14 protein-coding genes and 4 tRNA genes are annotated in these 16,706 nt (G+C 73.3%); 5 read left to right on the top strand and 13 right to left on the bottom strand.

Annotated elements, in window-relative coordinates; translation table 11 throughout:
• Positions 1-38 precede the first annotated feature (38 nt).
• Positions 39-2,645, bottom strand: a complete 2,607-nt coding sequence (locus tag J5X07_RS09590; RefSeq protein ID WP_208479652.1) for an RNA degradosome polyphosphate kinase — start codon at positions 2,643-2,645, stop codon at positions 39-41.
• A gap of 176 nt (positions 2,646-2,821) precedes the next feature.
• Positions 2,822-3,481, bottom strand: a complete 660-nt coding sequence (locus J5X07_RS09585) for a hypothetical protein (RefSeq protein WP_124932790.1) — start codon at positions 3,479-3,481, stop codon at positions 2,822-2,824.
• Between the two features lie 196 nt (positions 3,482-3,677).
• On the opposite strand from J5X07_RS09585, the gene J5X07_RS09580 reads away from it, so the two are divergent.
• Positions 3,678-3,754: transfer RNA gene (locus J5X07_RS09580), tRNA-Lys, on the top strand.
• A gap of 214 nt (positions 3,755-3,968) precedes the next feature.
• Here J5X07_RS09580 and J5X07_RS09575 read toward each other — a convergent pair.
• The 8 genes from J5X07_RS09575 to J5X07_RS09540 form a co-directional block, all read right to left on the bottom strand.
• Positions 3,969-4,805 carry a hypothetical protein gene (locus tag J5X07_RS09575; RefSeq protein ID WP_208479651.1) on the bottom strand — a complete coding sequence of 279 codons (837 nt, stop codon included), beginning with the start codon at positions 4,803-4,805 and terminating at the stop codon, positions 3,969-3,971.
• Between the two features lie 288 nt (positions 4,806-5,093).
• Positions 5,094-5,351 (bottom strand): GlsB/YeaQ/YmgE family stress response membrane protein, encoded by a 258-nt coding sequence (locus tag J5X07_RS09570; RefSeq protein WP_124932792.1) that lies wholly within the window; start codon positions 5,349-5,351, stop codon positions 5,094-5,096.
• A gap of 210 nt (positions 5,352-5,561) precedes the next feature.
• A complete protein-coding gene (locus tag J5X07_RS09565; protein WP_341769446.1) occupies positions 5,562-7,112 on the bottom strand; it encodes a DEAD/DEAH box helicase in 1,551 nt (516 codons plus the stop codon).
• A gap of 231 nt (positions 7,113-7,343) precedes the next feature.
• Complete coding sequence (locus tag J5X07_RS09560) at positions 7,344-8,285, bottom strand: EamA family transporter (RefSeq protein WP_424924122.1); 942 nt, start codon at positions 8,283-8,285, stop codon at positions 7,344-7,346.
• A gap of 210 nt (positions 8,286-8,495) precedes the next feature.
• The gene (locus J5X07_RS09555) at positions 8,496-9,461 is read right to left on the bottom strand and encodes an AEC family transporter (RefSeq protein WP_208479650.1); all 966 of its coding nucleotides are present in this window, start codon (positions 9,459-9,461) and stop codon (positions 8,496-8,498) included.
• Positions 9,462-9,611: 150 nt separating this feature from the next.
• Positions 9,612-10,562, bottom strand: coding sequence for an endonuclease/exonuclease/phosphatase family protein (locus tag J5X07_RS09550; protein ID WP_208479649.1), 951 nt, complete (start codon positions 10,560-10,562; stop codon positions 9,612-9,614).
• A 12-nt stretch (positions 10,563-10,574) separates the two neighbouring features.
• Positions 10,575-11,018: a peptide-methionine (R)-S-oxide reductase MsrB gene (gene msrB, locus J5X07_RS09545; RefSeq protein WP_124932795.1), complete on the bottom strand. Its 444-nt coding sequence runs from the start codon at positions 11,016-11,018 to the stop codon at positions 10,575-10,577.
• Positions 11,019-11,166: 148 nt separating this feature from the next.
• The gene (locus J5X07_RS09540; protein ID WP_208479648.1) at positions 11,167-12,594 is read right to left on the bottom strand and encodes a mechanosensitive ion channel family protein; all 1,428 of its coding nucleotides are present in this window, start codon (positions 12,592-12,594) and stop codon (positions 11,167-11,169) included.
• A 159-nt stretch (positions 12,595-12,753) separates the two neighbouring features.
• On the opposite strand from J5X07_RS09540, the gene J5X07_RS09535 reads away from it, so the two are divergent.
• Positions 12,754-13,083 carry a PadR family transcriptional regulator gene (locus J5X07_RS09535; RefSeq protein ID WP_124932797.1) on the top strand — a complete coding sequence of 110 codons (330 nt, stop codon included), beginning with the start codon at positions 12,754-12,756 and terminating at the stop codon, positions 13,081-13,083.
• Positions 13,083-14,186 (top strand): permease prefix domain 1-containing protein, encoded by a 1,104-nt coding sequence (locus J5X07_RS09530; RefSeq protein ID WP_208479647.1) that lies wholly within the window; start codon positions 13,083-13,085, stop codon positions 14,184-14,186. The genes J5X07_RS09535 and J5X07_RS09530 overlap by 1 nt, the downstream gene beginning before the upstream one ends.
• A 114-nt stretch (positions 14,187-14,300) precedes the next feature.
• On the opposite strand, the gene J5X07_RS09525 is transcribed toward J5X07_RS09530, so the two are convergent.
• The 3 genes from J5X07_RS09525 to J5X07_RS09515 all read right to left on the bottom strand — a co-directional run bounded on the left by J5X07_RS09525 (position 14,301) and on the right by J5X07_RS09515 (position 14,596).
• Positions 14,301-14,373, bottom strand: a tRNA-Phe gene (locus tag J5X07_RS09525).
• 48 nt (positions 14,374-14,421) lie between these two features.
• Positions 14,422-14,495 (bottom strand) — tRNA-Asp (locus J5X07_RS09520).
• A 28-nt stretch (positions 14,496-14,523) separates the two neighbouring features.
• A tRNA-Glu gene (locus tag J5X07_RS09515) sits at positions 14,524-14,596 on the bottom strand.
• 222 nt (positions 14,597-14,818) lie between these two features.
• Between J5X07_RS09515 and J5X07_RS09510 the strand changes: the two genes are divergently transcribed.
• The gene (locus J5X07_RS09510; RefSeq protein WP_243896677.1) at positions 14,819-15,235 is read left to right on the top strand and encodes a metallopeptidase family protein; all 417 of its coding nucleotides are present in this window, start codon (positions 14,819-14,821) and stop codon (positions 15,233-15,235) included.
• Between the two features lie 106 nt (positions 15,236-15,341).
• Complete coding sequence (locus tag J5X07_RS09505; RefSeq protein WP_208479646.1) at positions 15,342-16,676, top strand: glycoside hydrolase family 3 protein; 1,335 nt, start codon at positions 15,342-15,344, stop codon at positions 16,674-16,676.
• The last annotated feature ends 30 nt before the right edge of the window (positions 16,677-16,706 follow it).

Raw genomic sequence — 16,706 nt, 5'->3', positions numbered from 1 at the left:
CATCCTCCCGGACCGCCGGAGCCGGCCCGCCGTCGCCCTCAACTGCGGCCCTTGACCCGGGAGCGGGCGCTGGCCATGAGGCTGTCCTGGATGTCCTCCAGGCGCTCGCCGTCGGGGCCGTGCGCATGGCGGGTCCAGCTGCCGTCGGGCTCCAGGCGCCAGGAGGCCACCTCATCGCTGGCGCAGCGGGTGACCAGCCCCTCCAGGTGGTCCACCATGACGGGGTCGGTGATGCGCACCAGGGCCTCGACGCGGCGGTCCAGATTGCGGTGCATGAGATCGGCCGAGCCGATGTACAGCTCGGTCTCCCCGCCGGCGGCGAAGGCGTAGATCCGCGAGTGCTCCAGGAAGCGCCCCAGGATGGAGCGCACCCGGATGTTCTCACTGAGCCCCGGGACCCCCGCCCGGATCCCGCAGATGCCGCGCACGACGATATCCACCGGGACCCCGGCCCGCGAGGCCCGGTAGAGCGCATCGATGACCGTCTCATCGACGATGGAGTTGACCTTGATGCGGATCCAGGCCGGCAGGCCCGCGCGGTGGTTGTCCACCTCCCGCTCGATGCGCTCCACCAGCCCGTCGCGCAGACTGCGAGGCGCCACGAGCAGGCGGCGGAAGCGAGCGCGCGGGGCGTACCCGGAGAGCTGGTTGAACAGGGTGGTCATGTCCTGGGCCACGTCGCGGTCGCAGGTGAGCAGGCCCAGGTCCTCGTACCCCCGGGCGGTCTTGGGGTGGTAGTTGCCGGTGCCCACATGGCAGTAGCGGCGCAGCCCGTCGGACTCCTGGCGCACCACCAGCAGGAGCTTGCAGTGGGTCTTGAGGCCCACCATGCCGTAGACCACGTGCACGCCCGCCCGCTCGAGCTTGCGGGCCCAGGAGATGTTGGCCTCCTCATCGAAGCGCGCCTTGATCTCCACGATCGCGACCACCTGCTTGCCGGCCTCAGCCGCCTCGATGAGGGCGTCCACGATCGGGGAGTCGCCCGAGGTGCGGTAGAGGGTCTGCTTGATGGCCAGGACCCTGGGGTCGGCGGCCGCCTGGGCCACGAACTCCTGGACGGAGGTGGAGAAGGAGTCGTAGGGGTGGTGCAGGAGGATGTCGTGCTCGCGCATCGCCGCGAAGACATCCGGGGCGGAGGAGGACTCGCGGGTGGCCAGGCCCGCGGCCGTCACCGGCACGAAGCGCGGGTACTTCAGGGCCGGGATGTCCAGGTCGTGCAGCTCGTTGAGAGCGTTGAGGTCCAGGGGGGCGGGCAGCTCGAAGACGTCGTCGTCGCGCAGGCGCAGGGCGCGCACCAGGTAGCGGCGGGTGAAGGAGGAGATGGTGTCCTCCACCTCCAGGCGCACGCTGGCGCCGAAGCGGCGCCGCTCCAGCTCCTTCTCCATGGCCTTGAGGAGGTTCTCGGCGTCGTCCTCCTCGACCTCCAGGTTCTCGTTGCGGGTCACCCGGAAGAGGTGGTGCTCCAGGATGTCCATCCCGGGGAAGAGGTGGTCGAGGTGCTGGCCGATGACCACCTCGATGGGGATGACGGCGCAGCCGGCCTGGGCATCGGAGGTGTCCAGCTCGCGGCCCGGGACGCTGATGAGGCGGGGCAGGGAGCCGGGGACCTTGATGCGCGCGAAGTGCTCCTTGCCGCTGCGCGGGTTGCGCAGGATGACCGCCAGGTTGAGGGAGAGCCCCGAGATGTAGGGGAAGGGGTGGGAGGGGTCGACGGCCAGGGGCGTGAGCACGGGGAAGATCTGGTGGCGGAAGTACCGGGTGAGTCGCTCCTGCTGCTCGGGGGCGAGCTGGTCCCAGGTGAGGATCTCGATGCCGTGCTCGGCCAGGGCCGGGCGCACATCCTGCTGGAAGACGGCGGCCTGGCGGGCGGTGAGCTCCTTGGCGCGGGCGGTGACGCGGGACAGGACCTGGTGGGCGTTGAGCCCCGAGGCCCGCACCGGGGTGATGCCGGCCTTGATGCGGCGCATGAGGCCGGCCACGCGCACCATGTAGAACTCATCGAGGTTGGAGGAGAAGATCGACAGGAACCAGGCCCGCTCCAGCAGTGGCAGGCTGCGATCCTCGGCCTGCTCCAGGACCCGCTCGTTGAAGTCCATCCAGGTCAGCTCGCGGTCGGCGAAGCGGTCCTCGAAGGACTCCAGGGGCGGCAGGGACTCCTCGGGCCCGGAGGCCCGCTCCTGGGACGGGGGCGCCTCGGCAGCGGGGAGGGAGGGGGCCTCGAGCGGCTGGGCCCCGCCCACGGGCGCCGGGGCGGGCTGCGCCGCAGCGGCATCGGAGGGGATCTCGACCTCGGTGATCTCATCGAAGTCCTCGTCCTCGTACTGGGGGCCGGCGTCGTCGGCGAAGTCGCGGGGATCGGCCGGCTCGATGATGTGCTCATCACCGGGCCCGAGCGGCTGGGCGCCCTCGCCCGGCGCCTCGGCGGGGGCGGCGGGGGAGGGCGGGAGGGCCCCGGATTCAGCGGCGGGCGAGGGGTCCCGGGGCTCGGAGGGGCCGGGCTGCGGAGCGCCGGCCCCCTCGGACGGGATGGGGGATGCGCCCTCGACGGAGGGGGTCTGGGCGGGGTCGGCAGGGCTCTGGCGGGCCCAGCCGCCGAGGAAGCTCGACAGGGGGACGGGGGAGGGCTGTGGCGCGTCGCTGCTCATGGGCACATGCTCCCACGCCCCCGGCCCGGGCGGAGGCCTTCAGGCGGCCCCGAGCCCGGTGGGACCGTGCTGCACGCCCTCCCCGGCGCAGGCGCCCTCCCCCGGGACGCTGCTCCCGGGCTGGGCGCTGAGGATGCGGGCGCGGGCGGGCCCGGCGGCCCGATCCGGCGGGCGCCTCAGTCCAGCAGGCCGGCGGCCGCCCGGCGGGCCGCCTCGGCGAGCTCATCGGCAGTGGCCAGCAGGGCGGAGTCCCGCCGGGTGACGCGGTCGGCGAGCTCATCGGCATCGTCCTCGATCCACACCGGGTTCGAGCCGGCCGCCAGGGCCCGCAGGAAGCCGGAGGTCAGGCGCAGCAGCGGGGCCAGGGCCGTCACCGAGCCCTCGATGCGGCCGGCCAGGACCGCATCCAGCCGCTCGCGCAGCTCCTCGGGGGCCGGGGCGGGGCGGGCCTGGACCAGGGCGGCCTCGAGACGGGCGCCGGCAGCGGCGTCGGCACCGGTGAGGTCAACGGTCGTGGAGTAGCGGCGGGCCACGAGGCCGGGGTCGCGCCGGATCCACTCGCGCACCAGGAACAGGCGCCACAGGGTGCCGGGCAGGGTGGTGGCCGGGGAGTCCGCCCACAGCTCGGCGACGTCGTCGACCCCGGTGGAGGCCACCGCGGCGGTCACGCCGGCGCGGGTGATGAGGTCCTCCTCCCCGTCGACCGGGAACCCGCCGATGAGGGCCTGGGCGGCGCGGTGGGCCAGCTCGGAGGAGACGGCGGTGTCGGTGCTGCCCTCGATCTGCTCGGCGGCCTCGGGGTCGAGGCGGGCGGGGCGGTGGAACTGGCGTGCCATCGATGGCCTCCTGTGGGTCGAGTGGGGCTCCTGCCCGGGCATTGTCTCGCGTTGAGCAGCACGGGCGGTAGCGCTGCGGGCGGGACAGATGCCGCCAACGGGCCTCCCGGCGCCCCTGCCCCGCCCCCTTCCCCAGCAGCGCCAACCGGTCGTGCCGGGGCGCTATGCTGGTCACCGCGCCGGGCCTCCCGGCCGCGCCCCCTTAGCTCAGTTGGTCAGAGCTGCGGACTTTTAATCCGAAGGTCGTGGGTTCGAGCCCCACAGGGGGTACCACAGTGCTCGGCACGAACCCGCTACGGAGCCGTGCTGGCGGGCACCTCGGGCGCCTCACTCGATGAAGGGTGCTCACCCTCACGGGTGGGCGTTCGTCGTCGGGATGAGGTGCGGGTGGGAGCGGCGGGGGAATGAGCAGCCCGCCGTCATCCGGGGCCTTGCCACGCGGTGGAGGCGGGAACTGAGGATGACGGCCGGGAATCACCCCGATCCGCTACAGGGACTCTTCTCGATAGGCATCGAGGATCTCGCCGACATGAGCACCGAAGACGGGGACGATCCCCTCATGGTCGTGCCCCGGGAGCCAAGTGGCGCGAGCCCTCCCATGGAATCCCGCCGCGGCGTAACCGCTGTGCCCCTCCCGGGCATGCCCGATGCCGTCGTACCATTCGGGGGCCTGGGGCAGGTCCAGGGTTCCGGTGACCCAGTTCAGGGACAGGCTCGCCTTGGAATCCGCGGAGAAGGAGTCGGCCTGCAGCCCTTCCGCCGGTACGTCCCCGCCGCCGAAGACGATGAATCCGCCCTTCCTCATGCTGCTGGCATAGGCCGGGAAGAAGAACTCGGTGATGAACTCCGAGCCGCCTGAGTAGCCGACGAGCCAGAGGGTCTCGGTGTTCGCCCGGCGATCGCTGCGAGCCCGGTCGATCGCCTCCACGAGGTAGGAGATCTTCTCCGCCCGGGACAGCCCGCCCTCCACGACGATCGCATCGTCATCCGCCGTCGTCTCATCCGTCCACCACATGTCCGACTCGGGGGAGCGCACGGACAGCACGTCGTAGCCGCGGCTGCGCGCCGCCTCCACAAGGCTCCGCGGCCCTGTCAGACCACCCGGGGCTGTTGAGGCATCGCCGGCGTCGTGCAGTTCCTGCCCATCACCGTCGAGGTAGACCACGAGGCCCTTCTTGGGCGCTCGGGCAACGGGATAGAAGCGCTCAGCCACCCGTCCCCCGCCATCAGCGGCCAGTGCCCCCGAGCCCGGCAGGAGCGCCCCCACCGCAGCCAGAGGCGCCATCACATGGGTGAGGGTGCGCCGGGAGATCAGTGCATTCATGGGCGTCCTTTCACACTAATGGCCGCTGATGGCGCTGAGGACTCCGGCCGGAGGGGTCATCACGGACTACTGGGAAGTCGCTGGCGAGCAGTGATCCCGGATCGGCGGGCGGGCCGCCCCGCAAGCCAGCAGGGCCCCAACCGGCTCGCACCGGCTGGGGCCTCGAACGTACCAGAAGAAATAGCCGGGCCGTTGCGAGCGATGCCTCACAACGACCCGGCCGACGCCGGTCGGGCGTCCGGGGATGAGCCCCGTCCCGGGCTCATGTCCCGGACGCAGCGCCCCGCGCTACTTGCGCCTCGTCACCGCGAGGAAGACCGTGATGGCCCCCATGGCGGCGATGATCGAGAGGATCCAGCGGATCCAGTCGATTCCGGGGGTCTCGGCAACCCCGAGCAGGCCGGAGACCCAGCCTCCGATGAAGGCGCCCACAGCGCCCAGGACAATGGTCCACAGCACGGACAGGTTCTGGTCGCCCTTCATGAACAGGCGGGCCAGAGCACCGATGACGGCACCGAAGATGATCATTCCAATGAGCTCGCCCATGGCTTTCTCCTCCTATGAGATCGGATTGCGAGTTGACGACGCTACAGGAGATGAGCGGTGTCAGCAATGAATTCTAATGAACCCCGGCCGTGATGGGGCCGGCCAAGCAGTTGACATTTCACACAGCGGCAAATCCGAAAAAGACGTGACATCGGCGTTCACCGATGTTGCAGGGCTTGCAACACCCTGGCGCCGCTCGGATCCCGGGCGTCACTGAGGGCGGTGCGTGCGCGGGGCATGCGGGGCCGAGGCCTTCCTGCGGGTGCTGCGCGCCCCCGCGGCGCGCCCACGGGACTGCCCATGGGGCTGCCCCTGAGCACGCCCCTGCCCCTTGCCGCGGGGCTGCCGATGCCCCTGCGCCCGGCCCCTCTCCGCGCCGCCGGGGCCCTGGCCCGCGCGCGCACCGCGCAGGGCCTGCCCCTCCCGCTGCCCCTGAGCCGCCCGATCAGGCCGCCCGCGACGACGGGCCCCTCCCGCGGGCCGCCCCGCCCGGGAGGCCCGGCCCGCCGGGGCGGCGCCCTTGACGGCCACGCCCTGGGGCATGTGCTCGGCCTCCACCAGGGGCGCCACCTGGCCCACCAGGGCGGCCACGGCCTCATCCTCGGGGCGCACGCGCTCCATATCGGCCTTGATCCTGGCCTTCCTCAACAGCACCTGGACGTCCTGCCTCTGCTCGGGCAGGACCAGGGTGACCACGGTCCCGGCCGCCCCGGCCCTCGCCGTGCGCCCCGAGCGGTGCAGGTAGGCCTTGTGCTCGGCCGGGGGATCGACATGGACGACGAGCTCGACCCCCGAGATGTCGATCCCGCGGGCGGCGATGTCGGTGGCGACCATGACATGGACCTCACCGGAGGAGAAGGCCCTCATCGCCCGCTCACGCGCCCCCTGGCTCATATTGCCCTGCAGCTCGACGGCGGGGATGCCGTCCTTGGTCAGCTTGCGCGCCACCCGGCGGGCCAGGTGCTTGGTGCGGGTGAACAGGATCCGCTGCCCCGTCCCCGAGGCCAGGCGGCGCACGACGCCGTCCTTGGCGGTCCTGTCGGCCACGAGCCAGACCCGGTGGTCCATGGCCCGCACCGGGGAGGAGGCCGGATCCACGGCGTGCTGGAGCGGGTCGTGGAGGAACTCGCGCACGAGCCTGTCCACCCCGTTGTCCAGGGTGGCGGAGAACAGCAGGCGCTGGCCGCCCTCGGGCGTGGCGCGCAGGATGCGGCGCACCCCGGGCAGGAAGCCGAGGTCGGCCATGTGATCGGCCTCGTCCAGGACGGTGACCGCCACCTCGTCCAGGTCGATGAGCCCCTGGCCCATGAGGTCCAGGAGCCGCCCCGGGCAGGCCACGACGACGTCGACCCCCGCCGCCAGCGCCCTCTCCTGCGGCTTCTGGGACACTCCCCCGAAGATGGTGGTCACGTCCATGTCCACCACCCGGGCCAGGGGCTCGATGACCTCGGCGATCTGGATGGCCAGCTCGCGGGTGGGGGCCAGCACCAGGCCGATGGGGTGGCCGGGGCGCGCCTTGTCCTGCTCGGCCAGGCGCTGGACCAGGGGCAGGCTGAAGGCCAGGGTCTTGCCCGAGCCGGTGCGCCCCCGCCCCAGCACGTCACGGCCCGCCAGGGTGTCGGGCAGCGTGGCGGCCTGGATGGGGAAGGGTGCGGTGAAGCCTCGTGAGTCCAGGTCGGCGACGAGGTCGTCGTCGATCCCCAGGGAGGCGAAGGAGGCCTCGCCGTCGGCGGGCAGGCGGGAGGAGGTGAATGCGGGCACGCGGTTGTCCTTCAGTATGGCCGGGCCGACCGGCGTCGTGCTGGTGTCGGCGCGGCTCTGCGGGGCGCCGGTGATCAGGGACTCGACGGCGCGCGGAGCCGTCCGCGAGCGCCGGAGCCGGGGCACCAGCCGGGCCACGGCGGAGTGCCGGGCCGGAACCATTGTCGCACACGGCCGCCCGCGGCCGGCGGCGTCGGCCAGGCCCCGGACCGGCACCCCGGATCCGCCGGTTCAGGCCCTCGGAGCGCGCCCGGCCAGGGCGACCGCGACCGAGATGAGCACGAGCCCCGCCACCTCCCCGGCATTGGGCAGCTGGCGCAGCATGACCATGCCGACCAGCAGTGAGGTGGCGGGCATGAGGGAGGACAGCAGGGAGAAGGCGTCGGCGCGCAGGCGCCGCATGTTGACCTGGTCCAGCGCGTAGGGCACGACGGTGGACATCACCGCCACTCCCACGACCGCCAGGAGCGTGCCGGTGCTGCTCAGGGCGCGCAGGGCCGTGGGGGCGGACAGGGGCAGGTAGGCCAGGCTCCCGGCGACGGCGGCCACGGCCAGGGCGTCGATGCCCGCCCCGGCACTGGCCACGGTGCGGCCCAGGAGGATGTAGCCGGCCCAGGCGCCTCCGGCGGCCAGGGCCAGGATCATCCCCAGCCGCTGCCCGGGATCGGCCAGGTCGAGGCCGAGCCCGGAGATGAAGACCACTCCTGCCAGGGCCAGGACGGCCGCCACGCGCGGCATCCAGCCGCGACCGGTGATGAGGGCGACCGCCACGGGCCCCAGGAACTCCAGGGAGACAGCGGTCCCCAGCGGCAGGTGGTCGATGGAGGCGTAGAACAGGACGTTCATCGTGGCCATGGCGATGCCGAAGGCGGTGCTCAGCACCAGCTCGCGGGCGGTCCAGCCCCGCTGCCAGGGCCGCCTCCAGGCCAGGAGCACCAGGGCCCCGATGGTCACGCGCCACCAGGCGACCGTGGTGGAGGGCATGAGGGCGAACAGGGCGACGGCGAAGCCCGCCCCCACATAGGTGGACAGGCCGGCGCACATGAAGATGAGCGGCGCCGGGATGGCCGCGATGAGGCCGATGGGGCGCCCACCCCCTCGTGGGGGCAGGTGCTGCGCCGGGGGGCGGGCCCCGGCAGGGGCGTCATCGGATTCGGGGGGCAGGTCGGACACCGCCCCATTGTGGCGCACATCTTCAGCCGCCCCGGAAGCGGTCCTCCGATGCCGATCCGCGCCATGGCGCCGTCGAGCCGCGCGGGCGGGGCTCGAAGATGTGCAGCGCAAGCCGCCTTGCACATCTTCGGCCTCTGCGGCGACGGGATCATGCGGGAAACCCGCCCTCGGCCGGGCCCGCACGGCCTGAAGATGTGCAACGGCGGGGGCTCAGCCCAGGACGGCGGCTGCCACCAGGATGACGGGGACGAAGCCGGCGGTGGTCAGCAGGATGGTGTCGCGCGCCAGGTCCTGGGCCGTGCCGTAGCGGGAGGCGTACATGAAGACGTTCTGCGCGGTGGGCAGGCCGGCCACCACCACGGGGATGAGCAGATCTGCGCCGTCCAGCCCCATCGCCAGCCCGAGGAGCCCTGCCAGGACCGGCATGACCAGCAGCTTCCAGGCCACGGCCCACCACAGGGGGCTCCCGGGCCGGCGCGCCTCCGGGCCCGGATCCGCCCGGCGCCCGAGGCTGGGCGGGCCCGGGGCCCCGGCCAGGCTCATCCCCAGGGCGAGCATCATCAGGGGGACGGCCACCGCCCCGAGCAGCTCCAGGACCCGGGCCAGCGGCCCGACCGAGGCCTCCGAGACGTCCCACTCGGCCAGGTTGAGGGACACCCCGGCCACCACCGCCCACAGCAGCGGGTTGCGCAGGGGCGCGGTGAGGGTGGCGAAGCGGGAGGGGCTGCCGCGGCGGGTGGCGGCGTCGAGCACGGTGAAGGCGGCCGGGGTGATGACGAGGAGCTGGAGGAGCAGGATGGGGGCGATCGGCGTGGCCTCCCCCAGGATCAGGATGCTCACGGGGATCCCCAGGTTGGCGGCGTTGACGTACCCCGAGCAGATGGCGGCGACCGCGGCCTCGGCCCGGGGGCGGGCGAGGATGAGCCGGTGCAGGATCCAGGCCGTGATGATGGCGGCCAGCTCGGCGGCCACTGCGGCGGCGGTCGTGGGCGAGAGCGCGGCGTCGAGGTCGGCGCGGCTGAGGGTGAGGACGAGCAGTGCGGGGGTGGCGGCGAAGAAGCACACCCGGGTCAGGATGCTGTCGGCGTCGCGGGGCAGGGCGCCGGTGCGCACCAGGAGCCAGCCCAGGGCGATGACCACGCCGAAGACGGCCAGGCCCTCGAGGACCTCAGTCATGCTCCCCTCCCCCGGCCCCGCGGGGCCCGGGGAGGGCCCTGGGACGGCCGTCGCAGCCCGCTGACCCGCGCTGGGCCCTGGGACGGCCGTGGGGCTGGTGCCGCAGTGCTGCGCCGGGGCGCGCGGGCGGTGCCGGCCCCCGGCCGGCCCTCATCCGATGGGCTCCAGGTCCACCCAGGTCCCGACATGATCGGAGACGACGAAGGGCCGCGTGCCCCAGTCCGTGGCCTGGAGGAGGGGGCCCGAGGCGGCGGCCTCGGCGGGGCCGAGGGGCCGGCCCGCGGCGTCGACGGGCCAGGGGTCGGTCAGCAGGTGGTCGATGCGGTGGGCGGGCGCGGCGGCGGGGAAGGTGGGGCCGGCGCCCAGCGGTCGGCCGATGCCCAGCGGCGCCAGGTGCTCCTCGCGCAGGTTGTAGTCCCCGATGAGCAGGTGGGGCCCCGGCAGCTCGGACAGGCGGCGCCAGGCTGCAGCGAGCTGCTTGGCAGCGGTGTCGCCGCGCGTGGCCAGGTGGGTGGAGGCGGCGCTGAGGCGGGTTCCGTCGGGCAGGGTGATGACGGCGGTGACCATCACCCTGTTGGAGGCGGTGAACACCTTGTAGGAGCGAGGGTTCCAGGCGTGCTTGCCGCGGCGCACCCACGACGAGGGGCCCCGGCCCAGGCGCAGGTTCCCCCAGGACTCCACGGGGTGGCGCGAGAGCAGGGCGTTGCCGTAGCCGATGGGCCCGGCACCGACGGTGGCGCGCATGAGCCCCAGCGGGTCGTGGCGGGCCGCGGTCAGCTCCGCGCGCAGGGGCCGGCGCCGCAGGCCCACCGCCGGACCCGCGTAGGAGGCGGCGAAGCGGTGGAAGGACATGTCCAGCGCCCGGGCCAGGAAGGCGGCCTGATCCAGCCGCCCGGAGCGGGGCTGGCCCAGGTCCACCTCCTGGAGGGCGACGACGTCGGGGGCCAGCTCGGCGATCTGCTCGGCCAGGGCCTCCATGACGGTGCGGGCGATGGCCGGCGAGGAGATGTCCGCCTTGGCCAGGGATCCGGTGGCGGCACTGCCGTCGCCGGCTCCCGCCCCGGGCAGTCCGTGCTGCAGGTTGAGGCTCAGGACGCGCATGGTCGGCCCCCTCTACTGGGCGCGGATGCCGGCGGCCCCTGCGGCCGGATCATCGGCGTCGAAGGTCAGGCTCACGGAGTTCATGCAGTAGCGCTGGCCGGTGGGGGTGGAGGGGGCGTCGTCGAAGACGTGCCCCAGGTGGGAGTCGCAGGTGGCGCAGCGCACCTCGGTGCGCACCATGCCGTGGGAGGTGTCCGAGAGCAGCCTCACGGCGGCGGAGTCCTTGGGATCGTAGAAGGAGGGCCAGCCGCAGTGGGAGTCGAACTTGGTGGTGGAGCGGAAGAGCTCGGAGCCGCAGCCCCGGCACCGGTAGATGCCCTCGCGGTGCTCATCGAGGAGCTCTCCGGTGAAGGGGCGCTCGGTCCCCGCCTCGCGCAGGACGTGGTACTCCAGGGGGGTCAGGGCGGCACGCCACTGGGCGTCGGTGCGGGCGGCGGCCGCTGGGTCGATCGTCATGGGGCTATGGTGGCGCGGCTGCCGGGCCGGCGCGAAGCCCGTTCACGCAGCGGGAACTCCCCACTTTCGACAATTTGCATGAGATCGGCGTTTTCCGGGCCTGGAGAAGTACGATCTCATGCAAATTGTCGAAAAGAAGGGGTGGGGGTCAACGCGGGCCGAGGCCGCCCCTGCGGGCGCGGCGCAGCAGGGAGCGCCCCTTGGACACGGCGCGCAGATGCGCCGGCAGGGCGGGCACCTGCTCCTGGCCCGGCGCCCCGGCGCCCTCGGGCTCCTCCCCCTCATCCCGGGCACCGCTCTCAGTGCGCTGGCGGGCCACGAGCTCCTCGGCCATGCGGGCCACCTGCTCGGGCGCGAGGTCACGGGCGACCTCCACCTGCTCGACCTCCACCCGGGTGCGCGGCAGGGCGTAGGGGGCCTCGCGCTGGAGCCAGTCGACGAGGCCCTCGCGCACCTGGGCCTTCAAGGCGCCGACATCGCCGGAGTCCTTGCCGGACAGGGTGATCCTCACCGACAGGGTACCGCCCACCGCGTTGGCGACCTCCAGGGCGGCCTGGCGCCCGTCCCAGACGGTCGAGCCGGCCACGATGCGGGCCAGCTCGGCCCTCAGGGCGGCGATGGGGGCGCGCCAGTCCAGATCCAGATCCAGGTGGCCGATCACCTGGGTGCCGCCGCGGGACCAGTTCTCGAAGGGGTTCTCGGTGAAGTACGTGGAGGGCAGCACCACGCGCCGCTCATCCCAGGTGCGCAGGACGACGTAGGCCAGGGTGATCTCCTCGATGGTGCCCTGCTCGGAGGCGGCCACCACGAGGTCCCCCACCCGGATGGCGTCGGTGGTGGCCAGCTGGACCCCGGCGAAGACATTGCTCAGGGTCGAGCGCGCCGCCAGACCGGCGATGACCGAGACCAGACCGGCCGAGGCGAAGAGGGACCCCATGGCCACATGCGCGCTGGGGAAGGTCATGATGGCCCCCACCAGGCCGAGCACGATGACGATGACCTCCACCACGCGGCGCAGGATCTGGGCCTGGGTGGTCACGCGGTTGGAGCGCCCGACGTCGCTGGAGGAGCGCATGGTCTTGACCACCGTGGTCTCCAGCGCGCGGGTGGTGCTGGCGGCCAGCCAGGTGGCCGCCAGGATGACGGCGATGAGCAGCGCGTGCAGGACGATCTGGTGGGTCGAGCTCCGGCTCTGCCCCATGACCGCCACCTGCGCCCCGGCATAGGCGCCGGTGAGCGCTCCGGCGGCGTACCCGGCGGTGCGCCCGAAGCGGGCCAGCTCGGCGTAGAGCAGGCGCCGCCCGCCCATGATGCTCAGCAGGCGCAGGACCACGAGGACCACGGCCAGGCCGATGAGCGCCCCCAGGCCCGCCTTCCAGGCGATGGTCAGGAAGTCGACGGTGGTCTCCTGGATGACCTCCACGGTCTCGGTGACGTCCAGGGTCGGCGTCGTCGAGGGCATGCCCTCCCCCGGGGTGGCGGGGGCATCGGGCGTGGGGCTGGGGGTGGGAGTGGGAGTGGGGGTTTCCACGGGCGGGGTGGAGCCGTCGGGCGGGGCGGTGGCGGCGCGGAGCATGGGCCCACAGTAGGCCGAGCGCCTGTGCCCGCACTGCAGGCGGGCGAGGACCGCCCTCGATGAGGAGCCCCACCGTCAACGGCGAGAGCCCGCACTCGACATACTACGGCTGCCGTACTACGCTAGAGGCATTATCCCTACAGCCCAGGCAGGAGAGCGATGATCAGCGCAGATGCCATTCGCGGATACGTCGACCTCATCATCCTGTCCCTGCTGAGCCGGCAGCCGTCCTACGCCTACGAGCTGGCCAAGACGATCACGGAGACATCCGCGGGCCAGTACACCATCAAGCAGACGACGCTCTACACCGCGCTCAAGCGCCTGGAGGCCGCGGGGCTGAGCGCCTCCTTCCAGGACGTCTCGGAGTCGGGCAAGCCCCGCACCTACTACCGCCTCACCCCCCGGGGCCAGGAGCAGCTGAGCGCCAAGCTCCTGGAATGGGCGGCCACCAAGGACCTCATCGACCGCTTCACCGAAGGGCATCACTGATGGACACCATCGACACATTCCTCGACGCCATGTTCGCCCCCTACCCCGCCACGGAGCGCCTGAGGGAGGCCAGGGCCGAGCTGCGGGCCATGATGGAGGACGCCTACCACGACGCCCTGGCCTCCGGCCGCACCCACAACGAGGCGGTGGGCCGGGTCATCACCGATTTCGGCAACCTGGAGGAGCTGGCACCCGTTCTGGGCATCGCCTCCGAGCTGCGGGCCGACGACGCCGGGACCGGCAGCACGGCCGGCGCCGCCCGGCCCGGCCCGCCCGCCGCCGACCCCGACTACCCGGTGGTCACCCTGCCCCAGGCCCGGGCCCTGGCCAAGGCGCGGCGGGACACCGCCTCGACCCTGGGCCATGCGGTGGCCGCCTTCGTCCTCGCGCCCGCCGCGCTCATCGCCCTGACGGACCTGGCCGAGCACGGCAGGATCGCCATGGGGGAGCCGGAGGCCAACGTCATCGGCCTGGCCCTCACCCTGGCAACGGTGGCCGCGGGCGTGGTCATGCTCGTGCGGCGCCGCGCGGCCTTCGCGGGGGTCGGCCACCTGCTCACCGGGCGCTTCACCCGGGACCCCGTGGTCTCGGCCTGGGCGGCGCGCGAGCGCCAGGGCCACGAGGTGGAGCGCTCCAAGAAGCTGTCCATCGCGGTCGCCCTGTGGATCATGGCGGCACTGCCCCTGATCGCCAGCGGCATGCTCGCCTCCCGCCCCGGGGCCGATCAGGGCTGGACCGGGCCGGCCACGGCCCTGACCCTGTTCCTGGTGGCGATCGGCCTGCAGATCTACCTGCCGGCCTCCTGGTCCTCCACCACCCACAGCACCCTGACCACCCAGGGGCGCCCGGCCGCAGAGGGGCGCGGGCAGGGCGGCGATGGGGGCGCGCGCTGGGAGGAGGACGAGGACGACCCGCTCATCGGCCTCGTGGCGAGCGTCTTCTGGCCCGCCTGCGTCATCCTCTACCTGCTGTGGAGCTTCCTGTGGGACGCCTGGGACCGCTCCTGGATCCTGTGGCCCGTGGCCGGGCTGGCCTTCGGCGCCTTCGCCGGGGCGCGCTCCTCCCTGCGGGCGCGCGGCCGCCCCACCCGCCAGCGCCGCTGAGCCGCACCGGCTCGCCCAGGGCGGCCCGGGGCGGCCTGGGCGAGCCGGTGATCCGGCACTCGCCTCAGCACAGGCGAAAGGCCCGGATCCTTGTGGGATCCGGGCCTACCGCAGTGGCTCCGACCGGCGTCGATCCGGTGACCTTTCGATTTTCAGTCGAACGCTCTACCAACTGAGCTACAGAGCCTCGGGATGGATTCGGTCCGATCATTCCTGATCGGACCGACTCGCTCCGCGACCTCGACGGGACTTGAACCCGCGACCTCCGCCGTGACAGGGCGGCGCGCTAACCAACTGCGCCACGAGGCCATGACTGGCATTCACTTGCACGAATCCGTACCCCCAACGGGATTCGAACCCGTGCTACCGCCGTGAAAGGGCGGGGTCCTAGGCCGCTAGACGATGGGGGCCCTGGGGCCTTGGCGTCGTCGCGCCTCGAACCGGGTAGAACACTAAGGGCCGCATCTTCCCCGGCGCAAATCCCTGGCGCGTGAGCCTTAGCACAGACCGTGCCGCCCCGCCTCGGGGCCCTTGGCCCCGCCCCTGGCGGCGGGCCGCCGGCGACCTGCCCGCGGCCCGCCCGTGCGACCGCCGCCCCGCCCTCGGCCCATGGGCCGTGGCAGGCTGTGACCATGACCCTCCCGCCCATCGAGCCCCCCGTGCCCGTCCCCGGCATGTCCGAGGAGGACTTCGAGCGGGCCGTGGGCGACGCCCTGGACCAGATCCCACCGGAGCTGGCCGATGCCATGGACAACGTCGTCGTGCTCATCCAGGACGAGCCGGACCCCGACATGCTCCACCCCGAGGACTATGACGGGCAGGGCCGCCCCACGCTCCTGGGGCTCTACGACGGCACGCCCCTGACCGAGCGCGACGAGGGCTGGTCCATGGTCCTGCCCGACCGGATCCTCATCTTCCGCGGCCCCCTCCAGCGCTGGTGCGCCACGCGCGAGGAGCTGGTCGAGCAGATCATGGTGACCGTCATCCACGAGGTCGCCCACCACTTCGGCATCGACGACGAGCGGCTCCACGAGCTGGGCTGGGCCTGACGCCCTGAGCCGCGGGCGCCGTCCAGGGCCGCCCGGGAGCGCCTGAGAGCACCCGGGAACGCCCAGGACCACTGCCGCATCGCGCCGATGCCCTATGGTCGTGACCATGAGTGAGGAGCGCGACCCGAGCACGCCGGACGCCGCCGTCCCCGACTCCACGGGCCCTGCGGCAGCCAGGACCTCCCGGGCCCCCGCAGCCCCCGGGGATCTGCATGCGCGGCGCCGTCCCGTCATCATGACGGCGCTCCTGGGCGCTGCAGCCCTGGCCGGCTGCGGCGCCCAGGAGGCCTCATCGGGCTCCGGCTCCCCGCAGGCCTCCCGGCCGGCTCCCGCCGCGAGCCCGCCTCCCCAGACAACGGCCCCAGGAGCTCCCGGCGCCCCCGACTCGATGGCCCCATCGACCGCCGCCCCCTCCTCCGACCCGCTGGAGGGCTGGACCCTGGAGGAGAAGGCCGGCCAGCTCATCATGGTGGGCGTGGAGGCCGACGCCCCCTCGCCCCTGGCCTCGGCGGCCATCACCGACCACCACGTCGGCGGGGTCTTCATCGCCGGGCGCACCCAGGCCGGGAGCCGGGCCATCAGCGCCCTCATCGGCTCGCTGACCGGCCCGCCCTCCGCCACCGGCGGCAGGGCGCCGCTGCTGGTGGCCACGGACCAGGAGGGCGGCCAGGTCCAGGTGCTCTCGGGCCCGGGCTTCTCCCCCATCCCCTCCGCCGAGGAGCAGGCGGCGCTGCCCACCGATGAGCTGCTGGCCTCGGCCCGCGCCTGGGGGCAGGAGCTGTCGGCCTGCGGGGTGACGATGAACCTGGCGCCGGTGGCCGACCTGGTCGACGTCGCGGATCCGGCCTCCAATGAGCCCATCGGGCGGTGGGGGCGCCACTACGGCCGCGATGCCGCCGCCGTCAGCGCCCAGGCCGCGGCCTTCGCCCAGGGCATGGGCGAGGCCGGGGTCATCGCCGTCTACAAGCACTTCCCCGGCCTGGGCCGGGTGGCCGAGAACACCGACACCGCGGCGGGGGTGACCGACACGACCACCTCGCGCTCGGGGGACGCCGCCGTCTCGGTCTTCGCCGGCGCCGTCAGCGGCGGCGCCCAGGTGATCATGATGTCCTCGGCCACCTACACGCTCATCGACGCCTCGGCGCCCGCGGTGTTCTCACCGGTCGTCGTCACCGACATGCTGCGGGGCGAGATGGGCTTCACCGGGGTGATCATGACCGACGACGCCTCCACCGCCGTCCAGCTCCAGCAGTGGGAGCCGGGCGAGCGGGCGGTGCGCGCCGTCCGGGCGGGCTGCGACCTGGTGCTGGCCTCGGCCGATGCGAGCACCGCCGCTCCCATGGCGCAGGCCCTGGTGGCCGCGGCGCAGGCCGACCCCTCCCTGGCCGCGCGCATCGATGAGTCGGCGCGCCGCATCCTGGCGCTCAAGAGCTCCCGGTAGAGGGGCCCGGCGGCTGACCGCGGGCCGCCC

The sequence above is a fragment of the Actinomyces bowdenii genome, from assembly GCF_017592395.1.
In the GTDB taxonomy this organism is placed as follows: Bacteria; Actinomycetota; Actinomycetes; order Actinomycetales; family Actinomycetaceae; genus Actinomyces; species Actinomyces bowdenii.
This window is presented reverse-complemented; position numbering and strand designations above follow the sequence as displayed.

Coding starts and splice junctions, on each gene's coding strand:
- J5X07_RS09590 (WP_208479652.1), bottom strand. CDS start 2,645: ATGAGCAGCGACGCGCCACAGCCCTCCCCCGTCCCCCTGTCGAGCTTC.
- J5X07_RS09585 (WP_124932790.1), bottom strand. CDS start 3,481: ATGGCACGCCAGTTCCACCGCCCCGCCCGCCTCGACCCCGAGGCCGCC.
- J5X07_RS09575 (WP_208479651.1), bottom strand. CDS start 4,805: ATGAATGCACTGATCTCCCGGCGCACCCTCACCCATGTGATGGCGCCT.
- J5X07_RS09570 (WP_124932792.1), bottom strand. CDS start 5,351: ATGGGCGAGCTCATTGGAATGATCATCTTCGGTGCCGTCATCGGTGCT.
- J5X07_RS09555 (WP_208479650.1), bottom strand. CDS start 9,461: ATGACTGAGGTCCTCGAGGGCCTGGCCGTCTTCGGCGTGGTCATCGCC.
- J5X07_RS09550 (WP_208479649.1), bottom strand. CDS start 10,562: ATGCGCGTCCTGAGCCTCAACCTGCAGCACGGACTGCCCGGGGCGGGA.
- msrB (WP_124932795.1), bottom strand. CDS start 11,018: ATGACGATCGACCCAGCGGCCGCCGCCCGCACCGACGCCCAGTGGCGT.
- J5X07_RS09540 (WP_208479648.1), bottom strand. CDS start 12,594: ATGCTCCGCGCCGCCACCGCCCCGCCCGACGGCTCCACCCCGCCCGTG.
- J5X07_RS09535 (WP_124932797.1), top strand. CDS start 12,754: ATGATCAGCGCAGATGCCATTCGCGGATACGTCGACCTCATCATCCTG.
- J5X07_RS09530 (WP_208479647.1), top strand. CDS start 13,083: ATGGACACCATCGACACATTCCTCGACGCCATGTTCGCCCCCTACCCC.
- J5X07_RS09510 (WP_243896677.1), top strand. CDS start 14,819: ATGACCCTCCCGCCCATCGAGCCCCCCGTGCCCGTCCCCGGCATGTCC.
- J5X07_RS09505 (WP_208479646.1), top strand. CDS start 15,342: ATGAGTGAGGAGCGCGACCCGAGCACGCCGGACGCCGCCGTCCCCGAC.